A 9,293-nucleotide genomic window follows, 5' to 3' on the forward strand; every position below is an offset into this window, starting at 1 on the left:
CTCGGCCTTCGTTGCCTCGGCCTTCGTTGCCGTGGCCTTCGTTGCCGTGGCCTTCGTTGCCTCGGCCGTCGTCAGACACGCCTCAGGAGTGCGCGACCGCCTTGCGGTTGGGCAGCGCGCATGCCGCCGTGCCCCCGGGCATCCGGTGCCGGTTGCGCGACACCCAGCGGTACGCCAGGGCCGCCACCGGCCGCACCGGCGCGAGGGTCAGCACCGCCCCCAGGTACGCCCACGCGCCCCCGGAGCGCATCAGCAACCGCGCCACCGCCTGCGCGCCCCCGTACACCCGGCCGGCCGGCGTCACCCACAGCACCTCGCGCTCGGCCCGCTCGGCCGACACCTCGCCCAGGCCGCCCGCGCGCGCGTCCAGCTCCGACAGCTCCGCGAACTGGAACGGCACCGCCTCCCAGCCCCCCGAGGCCAGCGTCTGCCGCAGGTACTTCTCCCCCCACCGCACGCAGGACGAGCAGAACGCGCAGTCCCCGTCGAACACCAGCACCGGATCCTTCACGACAACCCCCTTCATCAGCTTCACCATCCATCCTGCACCCCCCAACACGCTCGGTCCGGGCGGGTATCGACCAGGCCGAAGCTGGGCATCATGCCTCTCAGGCCGGGTGCGGCTCGATCGTGACGGTTCGTGACGGCACTTCAGACGATCATCCGCGCGGGGGTGCCACGGCACGGTAACCTGCCGCTGACAAGGGGAGGAGGGGACGCCACCGTGACCACACTCGACATGACCCCGGGTGCGCAGATACCCCGGACCGACGCCGGCCCGCAGACCGCCGTCACCCAGGCGCTCTCCTCGGCCGCCTACCGGGACGGCGAGATCGAGGACTTCGTCACGGCCGTCACCGACGTCACGGCGAAGAAGGGCCGCTTCGCCCTCTTCCGCCCCAACCTCGGCGAGGCCTTCAGCAAGGCGCTGATCTCCCGCGCCCTCGGCGGCGACCGCAAGCCCCTCGTCCCCTCCTTCGGTGTCGACACCCGCCAGGTCGTCGAACACTGCCTGGCCGCCGAGGAGCTGCGCACCGCCCGTGACCGGCAGCTCAGCACCGTCACCGTGGTCACCGGCCTGCTCTTCCTCCCCGGCACCCTGATCTGGCTCGGCGCCTTCCAACTGCGCGCTTGGCTCAAGCGGGACAAGACCCGCGGCGCCGACGTCTACGGCGGCCTCGCCCTGATCGCGGCCGCCGCCCTCGCGGTCCTGCTCGTGCTGCGCCCGCCGGCGGCCGGCGTCCTGGGCATCTACCTGCGGATCACCATGCTCGCCCCGGTGATCGGCTGGTACCTCGCCCGCCGGATCGTCGAACGCTTCGCCAAGGACATGCGCACCCGCTGGCAGGACCTGGTCGCGGGCAGCGCGGTCGCCGCCACCGTGGCCAAGGCCGTCCCCCGCGACGACCTGGACAAGAAGGCCAACGACCTGCGCGACAAGCTCGGCCGCCTGGACGCCGAGCAGGAGACCAACATCCACCACTACGCCGGCCCGAAGGGCATCCTCGGCGCCGGCCGCCGCTGGGGCGAGTGGCGCCTGGCCGACGCCCTGCACCCCGCCGAGGGCCACGTCGACTTCCGTGCCTTCCACCCCTGGGACCTGGTCCGCCGGATCTCCGCCCACCTCAAGGGCCTCGGCGTCAGCCACGTCGCCAACAGCGGCATCCCCAACGTCAACATCAAGCAGTGGGTGGTCTTCGACATCAGCGAGGGCGCCGACGAGATCAGCCGCCCCGGCAGCGCCGACATGGACGGCGACCGGATGCGCGACTTCGCCGTGCAGAGCATCGCCGACAAGCAAACCTTCCCCGGCGGCCCCCGGCACTACCTGGCCACCCAGTTCATCACCCACGACGGCAAGCTGGTCATCACGTTCACCGTCACGGTGACCCTGCTGGCCAACGTGCTGAGCATCTCGGTGGCCGGCTACGCGCTCGGCCCGGTCCAGGGCGTCTTCTTCGACAAACCCAAGGACAAGGAGAAGTCGGTCGCCAAGACGGTGAAGTTCTGGGAGGAGCGCACCGTCAAGCTCCCCCTGATCGACAACGACGAGGTGGTCCGCCAGGCCGTCCGCGCCCCCTTCTACCGGATGCCCGGCCTGCTCGGCTGGCTCGGCGGCGGCCTCGGCCTGCCCGAGCCCTTCGGACTGCGGCACTCCTGGGTCGCCACCGCCTGGAACAACCGCTCCATGGTCGACAACGCGCTCAACGCCTCCGTCCCGGTGCTCAACGCGGTGCACACCGCGACGCTGGAGTTCCTCCAGGAGCACGACCTTGACGCGGACCGCTTCTTCAAGAACCGCACCTCGATCATCAAGTCCGAGGCGCAGGGCAGCCGCCCGTACAAGGTCGACGAGTTCAGCGCCGACTGATCCCGGCCCCCGACGTACCAAAAGGGGCCTGCCACCGAGGAGTTCGGTGGCAGGCCCCTTTTGTACGGGCTTTCGTACGGGCATCCGGCTCAGTCCTGCGGCCAGACCTCGGCCAGCATCTTCCGGGTGTCCGCCAGCAGCTGCGGCAGCACCTTGGTGTGGCCGACCACCGGCATGAAGTTGGTGTCCCCGCCCCAGCGCGGCACCACGTGCTGGTGCAGGTGCGCCGCGATCCCGGCCCCGGCCGCCGCGCCCTGGTTCATCCCGATGTTGAACCCGTGCGCCCCGGAGGCCGCCCGCAGCGCGGTCATCGCCTTCTTGGTGAAGTCGGCCAGCTCGGCCGTCTCCGCCTCGTCCAGGTCGGTGTAGTCGGCCACGTGCCGGTACGGGACCACCATCAGGTGCCCGCCGTTGTACGGGTACAGGTTCAGCACCGCGAACACGGCACTCCCCCGGGCGATGATCAGCCCGTCCTCGTCGCTCAGCGACGGGATCGAGCAGAACGGACAACCGTCGTCCGGAGCCGGGCCGGTGGGCTTGTTCTCACCCTGGATGTACGCCATCCGATGGGGGGTCCACAAGCGGCGGAAGCCGTCCGGCTCACCGACGCCCCGCTGCAGTTCCGGCTCAGTCGTCATGCTGATCAGCATATTCGCCCAGCGGTGCTTGCAAAGCCGCGCGGGGCAGACTCTTCGAGAGCCTGCCCCGCGCGTGATGGTCCGACTACGGCGTCACACCTGGATGCGGTTCTTCACCGCGTCCACGATCTCCTGGACCGCGTCCGCCACCGGAACGCCGTTCTTCTGCTCGCCGTTGCGGTAGCGGAAGGAGACGGCACCCGCCTCGACGTCGTCGTTGCCAGCGATGAGCATGTACGGAACCTTGCTCTTCTGGGCGTTGCGGATCTTCTTCTGCATGCGGTCGTCCGAGGTGTCCACGTCGACCCGGATCCCGTGCTTCTTCAGCTCGGCCGCGACCTCCAGCAGGTACGGCACGTGATCGTCGGTGATCGGGATGCCGGTCACGGTGACCGGGGCCAGCCACGGCGGCATGGCACCGGCGTAGTGCTCCAGCAGCACGGCGAAGAAGCGCTCGATCGAGCCGAACAGCGCGCGGTGGATCATGACCGGCCGCTGGCGCGAGCCGTCCGCCGCGGTGTACTCCAGGTCGAAGCGCTCCGGCAGGTTGAAGTCGAGCTGGATGGTCGACATCTGCCAGGTGCGGCCGATGGCGTCCTTCGCCTGCACCGAGATCTTCGGACCGTAGAACGCCGCGCCACCCGGGTCCGGCACCAGCGGCAGTCCCTGCTTCTCGGCCACGCTCGCCAGGACGCGGGTGGCCTCCTCCCAGGTCTCGTCGCTGCCGACGTACTTCACCGGGTCCTTGGTCGACAGCTCCAGGTAGAAGTCGGTCAGACCGTAGTCGCGGAGGAGGTTGAGCACGAAGGTCAGCGTGGAGTCGAGCTCCTCCGCCATCTGCTCGCGGGTGCAGTAGATGTGGGCGTCGTCCTGCGTGAAGCCGCGGGCACGGGTCAGGCCGTGCACCACGCCGGACTTCTCGTATCGGTACACCGTCCCGAACTCGAAGAGGCGCAGCGGCAGTTCACGGTACGAGCGGCCGCGCGCGTCGAAGATCAGGTTGTGCATCGGGCAGTTCATCGGCTTGAGGTAGTAGTCCACGCCCTCGTCGAGCTGCATGGGCGGGTACATACCGTCCGCGTACCAGTCGAGGTGGCCGCTCTTCTCGAAGAGCTTCCCCTTGGTGGCGTGCGGGGTGTAGACGAACTCGTAGCCCTCTTCCTCGTGCCGCTTGCGCGAGTAGTCCTCCATGGCGCGGCGGATGATGCCGCCCTTGGGGTGGAAGACGGCGAGGCCGGAGCCGATCTCCTCGGGGATCGAGAAGAGGTCGAGCTCGTTGCCGAGCTTGCGGTGGTCGCGCTTCTCGGCCTCGACGAGGAAGTCCAGGTGGGCCTTCAGCTCGTCCTTGGTCGGCCAGGCGGTGCCGTAGATGCGCTGCAACTGCGGGTTCTTCTCGCTGCCGCGCCAGTAGGCGGACGCGTTGCGCATCAGCTTGAACGCCGGGATGTGCCGGGTGCTGGGCAGGTGCGGGCCGCGGCAGAGGTCGCCCCAGCACTGGTCGCCGGACTTGGCGTCCAGGTTGTCGTAGATGGTGAGTTCGCCGGCGCCGACCTCGACGTCGGCGCCCTCGCCGGCGGTGGCGGCGGAGCCCTTGAGTCCGATCAGCTCCAGCTTGTACGGCTCGGCGGCCAGCTCCTCGCGGGCGGCCTCGTCGGTGACCACGCGGCGGGAGAACTTCTGCCCGCGCTTGATGATCTCCTGCATCTTCTTCTCGATGGCCTTGAGGTCATCGGGGTGGAAGGGCTTCTCGACGTCGAAGTCGTAGTAGAAGCCGTCCTTGACCGGCGGGCCGATGCCGAGCTTGGCCTCCGGGTAGAGCTGCTGCACGGCTTGGGCCATGACGTGCGCGGTGGAGTGGCGCAGGATGTCGAGGCCGTCCTTGCTGCCGATCGCGACCGACTCGACCTCGTCGCCGTCCTGGAGGACGTAGGCGAGGTCCTTGAGCTGGCCGCCGACGCGGGCGGCGATGATCGAGCGGTCGTCGGCGAAGAGCTCGGCGGCCGTAGTGCCCGTCGTCACCACGCGCTCTTCCCGATCGGGTTCGCGGCTGATGATTACCCGGACGTCCGTCACCGGTCTCTCCTGACGTGCTGGATTCAGAGGACGCAACACTGCGCTGCGCGTGACGATGGTACCGAGATCGCCACCCGCACCGCGCACCTACGTCCGCTCTCCCCCGTCCTGGAGCCCCTTCAGCAACTGCTCGCGGTCGCCCTCCTCCCAACCGCACAGCTCAAGGCCGTGGGCCCGGGTCAGTCGGCGGAAGCCGTCGCGCCGCTCCAGCCGGCCGGAGACCCGGACCGGGACGCCGGAGAGGTGGGCCCCGGCGGCGAGCCGGTAGTCGGGGTCGGGCAGGCGCAGCTTGAGTTCGCGGACGTCGGCGCCGCCGAGCACCCGCAGCCGGACCGAGCCGGGACCGGACGGGTCGGCGCGCTTGAGTCGGACGACCACGCCGACCACGGTGACGTCGATGGCGGGCTCGATCCGCTCCAGCAGGTCGGCGGCCTCGGCCAGGGCGGGCAGGTCACCGGGCGAGAAGTCGAGGTCGATCCGGCGGTCGCCGAATCCGCCCGGGGTTCCGGCGGCGGGTGACCAGGCGACGGTGAGCCGGGCGGCGGTCGCGCCGCGCACCAGATCCTCGACGGCCTGGACGAGTTCGCGGCTGACCCCGGACCGGACGGCGTTCTCGAGGGCCTCGGGCCCGCCGCTGACCCGGCGGTAGTCGACGGCCTCGCGCAGCGCCTCCAGGGCGCGGACCAGGGTGGTGACGGCGGCCCGGCCCTCGGGGGCGGGGGTGTAGGCGGTCAGGGCGGCGCCCTGCTCGACGACTCCCTGTTCGACGACCAGGACCCGGTCCAGGAAGTCCCCGGCGAGGCCGTCCAGCCGGGCCCCGAAGTAGCCGGCGGTGGTCCGGCCGGCCTTGGCCGCGGCGGCGAGCATCGCGCGCGCCGCCCGCTGGAGCCGCTCGGCATCGTCCCAGGGGGTGGCGTCGGCGGGGCCGGCCAGTTCGCGGCGCCAGCGCAGTTCGTCGCCGGGGACGGCGAGGGCGAGCAGGATCGAGCGGGCGGAGGGGGTGCGGGAGCGGGAGAGGGCGGTGACGGCGTCGGTGAGGAGTTCCACGGCGTCGTCGAAACCGTCGCCGGCGGGGACGAGCAGGCTGGTGCCGGGTTCGTCGTCCGGCGGGGTCCAGCGTCCGTACCGGGCGGCGGGGCCGCCGCGTCGGACCCAGCCGTGCCGGGCGAGCAGGGTGGCCAGCACCGCGGGGTCGACGGTGGCCGGGTCGGGCAGGGCCCGGGACGGGTGGTCCGGTCCGTGCGGCAGTGTCATGGGTCCAGTTCCTCGCTGCCGGGGCCGGGCGGTCACGGGCTGCCGCCCGCGCCGACCCGGGCCATGATGTCGCAGAGCGCGCGGTCGTCGAAGACCTTGTCGGTGGGCACCCGGACGTTGGTGCGCCGCTGCCCGGTGATCGGGTGGCCGGCCAGGTTGACCCAGTAGCAGCAGTGCCGCAGTTCCAGGGCGTCCGGGCGGGCCCGGAGCCAGTGGTCGACCCGGCGCGGCAGCAGCATCACGACCAGGATGCGCGGGACCGCGACCCGGGCGCGGGCGAGCTTGCGCAGGTGGTCGTTGTCCAGGGTGAAGCTGAAGAACGGCCCGGCGGGGTCGGGCGCGATCTGCTGGGTGGCCTTCAGCTGGATCTTGATGGTGACCTCGTCGTCCACCTCGTGCGTCCGGGAGCCGTGGCTGACCTGCCAGTCGATGCCGTTGTCCGGGAACGGCTGGGAGAGCGAGCAGCCGGATGCGGCGGCGACCGCGTGCAGATAGCCGACCTGCAGTGTCTCCATGCAGGCGGTGACCGCGAGGTTCCCCCGCAGCGCTTTCGCCGCTTCCTCGGGCTGCGGCTGTGTCAGTGCCATCGCCCCGTGGCCTCCCCCGGCTCCGGGCCCGTCCGGATTCGGACGGAGCGCCCTTGGGCAGGATCCCCGGTCGGGCCTGGGCCAAACGGGTTGAGCGGGCGTCAGAACCGGGTATCACCAGTGCGCGGAACGCACGTCTGAGGGGCAGTCATGCAGCACTACTGGTACACCGGCCCGCTCGCCTCCTTCGACACCGAGACCACCGGCGTGGACGTCGAGACCGACCGGATCGTCTCGGCCGCGCTGGTCGTCCAGCTCACCCCGGGCACACCGGCGCAGACCACCACCTGGCTCGCCGATCCGGGTGTGCCGATCCCGGACGGCGCCCGCGCGGTGCACGGCATCACCGACGAGCGGGTCCGGGCGCACGGTCGGCCGGCCCGCGCGGTGGTGGCGGAGGTCACCCGCGCGCTGGCGGCCCAGGCGCGGGCCGGGCACCCGGTGGTGGTGATGAACGCGCCGTACGATCTGACGCTGCTGGACCGGGAGTTGCGCCGCCACCACGGGCTGACGCTGACCGGCGGGCTGGACGGCGCCGGGCTGCTCGTGCTGGATCCGCGGGTGCTGGACAAGCACGTGGACCGCTACCGCAAGGGCCGCCGGACGCTGACCGACCTGTGCGCACACTACGGCGTCGATCTCACCGGGGCGCACGACGCGGCGGCGGACGCGGCGGCTGCGCTCTCGCTGACCCGGCGAATAGGCGCCCGCTACCCGGCGGCGCTGGGCGGATTGACGGCGGCGGAGCTGCACCTGCGGCAGGCGGTCTGGCACGCGGCGCAGGCGCGGGGGCTGCAGAGCTGGTTCGACCGGTCGGGGACGCCGGAGCGGGTGGACCTGTCCTGGCCGCTGCGGCCCGCCCGGTGCGGCTGCGGCCGTCGGCTGGAGCCCGAACACGGCTGCGAGGCGGCGGCGTAGCGGGGAACGGCCCCGAACACGCCGCAGGCCCTGACCGGTTTCCTGGTCAGGGCCTGCGTGCTGTCCGGTGGGCGATACTGGGATCGAACCAGTGACCCCTTCGGTGTGAACGAAGTGCTCTCCCGCTGAGCTAATCGCCCGGGCAACGAGATGAACTGTAGCACCGTTTGGGGGACGTCGTACAACTCGCCCCTTCCGGGTGAGGCTGGCGCGCCCGCAGAACTCGCGCTCCGCACGGAAGATGACTGAGCCTCAGTCGGATTAGCGACGGCGATTCGGGGGGATTCTAGAAATACATGTGAGGCCCAGCCGACAATCGGCTGGGCCTCACATATCACAATGCATTCCGGTGGGCGATACTGGGATCGAACCAGTGACCCCTTCGGTGTGAACGAAGTGCTCTCCCGCTGAGCTAATCGCCCGGCTGCAGGGAAAACATTACCGCATCCCGGAGGGTGCTCCGGACACCCTCCCGGCGGAGGGCCCCGCCCACGGGCGCCAGCCGCCGTACACCCGGGCGGGGGCCCGGACCCCGCCCCGCCCTCCCGACCGCACGGCCGACTCGTCGGGCCCGGCCGCACCACCCGATCCCCTGTTCCCGGCCCTCCTTGGCACTTCGTACAGACCGAGTGCATGCCGGACCCGGAAACCGGCCGAGAAGAACCGCCGGTAATGCCCCGGGCGGGTACTCCGTGACGATTCCGCAATGCGCCGTAAGGGGTACGACTCGCATCCGAATCGGGACAGAGGGGTTTACATCGGTCTTGGAGGTGGGATGGTCCGTTCGCCGACGTGCGAATCCCCGAGCGCACACTGAGCGAAAGGCCATGGCGCTTATGAACACCACGGTCAGCTGCGAGCTGCACCTGCGCCTCATCGTGTCCAGCGAGTCCTCACTGCCCGTCCCCGCGGGCCTGCGCTACGACACCGCCGACCCCTATGCCGTGCACGCCACGTTCCACACGGGCGCCGACGAGACCGTGGAGTGGGTGTTCGCCCGAGATCTCCTCGCGGAGGGGCTGCACCGACCCACCGGTACCGGCGACGTCCGGGTGTGGCCGTCGCGCAGCCACGGGCAAGGGGTGGTCTGCATCGCGCTGAGCTCTCCGGAAGGAGAAGCCCTGCTGGAGGCCCCGGCCCGGGCGCTTGAGTCGTTCCTCAAGCGGACGGACGCCGCGGTGCCCCCCGGCACCGAACACCGTCACTTCGACCTTGACCGGGAGCTGTCCCACATCCTCGCCGAAAGCTGACTCCGACCAGAGGCGGTCCAGCCCCACTGCCGGTGGGGCCGCACCTCCTGCCGTCATCGCAGCCGTCCTACTCGGGGGCACGGCAGCAAGACTCAGCCGCGCACGACGCGGTCTCGGGGCCGGTGACAGCCCCGCTCCCACCGGAGCGGGGCCACAGCACCGCAGGCACCCGGCAGCGGAGCCGGCCACCCGTAGGGGTGGC

8 protein-coding genes and 2 tRNA genes are annotated in these 9,293 nt (G+C 71.0%); 3 read left to right on the forward strand and 7 right to left on the reverse strand.

Translation table 11 applies throughout. The features are described 5' to 3' along the window. Positions 1-82: 82 nt before the first annotated feature. The gene (locus ACWC9T_RS39460; RefSeq protein WP_449825868.1) at positions 83-526 is read right to left on the reverse strand and encodes a thiol-disulfide oxidoreductase DCC family protein; all 444 of its coding nucleotides are present in this window, start codon (positions 524-526) and stop codon (positions 83-85) included. A 198-nt stretch (positions 527-724) separates the two neighbouring features. Here ACWC9T_RS39460 and ACWC9T_RS39465 point away from each other — a divergent pair, with 198 nt between their 5' ends. Next, positions 725-2,371, forward strand: a complete 1,647-nt coding sequence (locus ACWC9T_RS39465) for a hypothetical protein (RefSeq protein WP_449825869.1) — start codon at positions 725-727, stop codon at positions 2,369-2,371. A gap of 89 nt (positions 2,372-2,460) precedes the next feature. On the opposite strand, the gene ACWC9T_RS39470 is transcribed toward ACWC9T_RS39465, so the two are convergent. From ACWC9T_RS39470 to ACWC9T_RS39485, 4 genes are all read right to left on the reverse strand, one after another. Beyond that, on the reverse strand, positions 2,461-3,021 hold the full coding sequence (locus tag ACWC9T_RS39470) for an HIT family protein (protein ID WP_449825870.1): 561 nt from the start codon (positions 3,019-3,021) through the stop codon (positions 2,461-2,463). 81 nt (positions 3,022-3,102) lie between these two features. Further along, positions 3,103-5,082, reverse strand: a complete 1,980-nt coding sequence (gene thrS / locus ACWC9T_RS39475) for a threonine--tRNA ligase (RefSeq protein ID WP_449825871.1) — start codon at positions 5,080-5,082, stop codon at positions 3,103-3,105. 87 nt (positions 5,083-5,169) lie between these two features. Next, a complete protein-coding gene (locus ACWC9T_RS39480; protein WP_449825872.1) occupies positions 5,170-6,336 on the reverse strand; it encodes a hypothetical protein in 1,167 nt (388 codons plus the stop codon). Between the two features lie 32 nt (positions 6,337-6,368). Continuing rightward, the gene (locus ACWC9T_RS39485; RefSeq protein ID WP_449825873.1) at positions 6,369-6,923 is read right to left on the reverse strand and encodes a DUF4365 domain-containing protein; all 555 of its coding nucleotides are present in this window, start codon (positions 6,921-6,923) and stop codon (positions 6,369-6,371) included. Between the two features lie 150 nt (positions 6,924-7,073). On the opposite strand from ACWC9T_RS39485, the gene ACWC9T_RS39490 reads away from it, so the two are divergent. Further along, the gene (locus ACWC9T_RS39490; RefSeq protein WP_449825874.1) at positions 7,074-7,841 is read left to right on the forward strand and encodes an exonuclease domain-containing protein; all 768 of its coding nucleotides are present in this window, start codon (positions 7,074-7,076) and stop codon (positions 7,839-7,841) included. Positions 7,842-7,909: 68 nt separating this feature from the next. Here the strand turns inward: ACWC9T_RS39490 and ACWC9T_RS39495 are convergent. Next, a tRNA-Val gene (locus tag ACWC9T_RS39495) sits at positions 7,910-7,981 on the reverse strand. A 210-nt stretch (positions 7,982-8,191) separates the two neighbouring features. After that, positions 8,192-8,263: transfer RNA gene (locus tag ACWC9T_RS39500), tRNA-Val, on the reverse strand. Positions 8,264-8,677: 414 nt separating this feature from the next. Between ACWC9T_RS39500 and ACWC9T_RS39505 the strand changes: the two genes are divergently transcribed. Then, the gene (locus ACWC9T_RS39505; protein ID WP_030056266.1) at positions 8,678-9,091 is read left to right on the forward strand and encodes an SsgA family sporulation/cell division regulator; all 414 of its coding nucleotides are present in this window, start codon (positions 8,678-8,680) and stop codon (positions 9,089-9,091) included. Positions 9,092-9,293: the final 202 nt, after the last annotated feature.

It is taken from the genome of Kitasatospora sp. NPDC001159, from assembly GCF_053598235.1.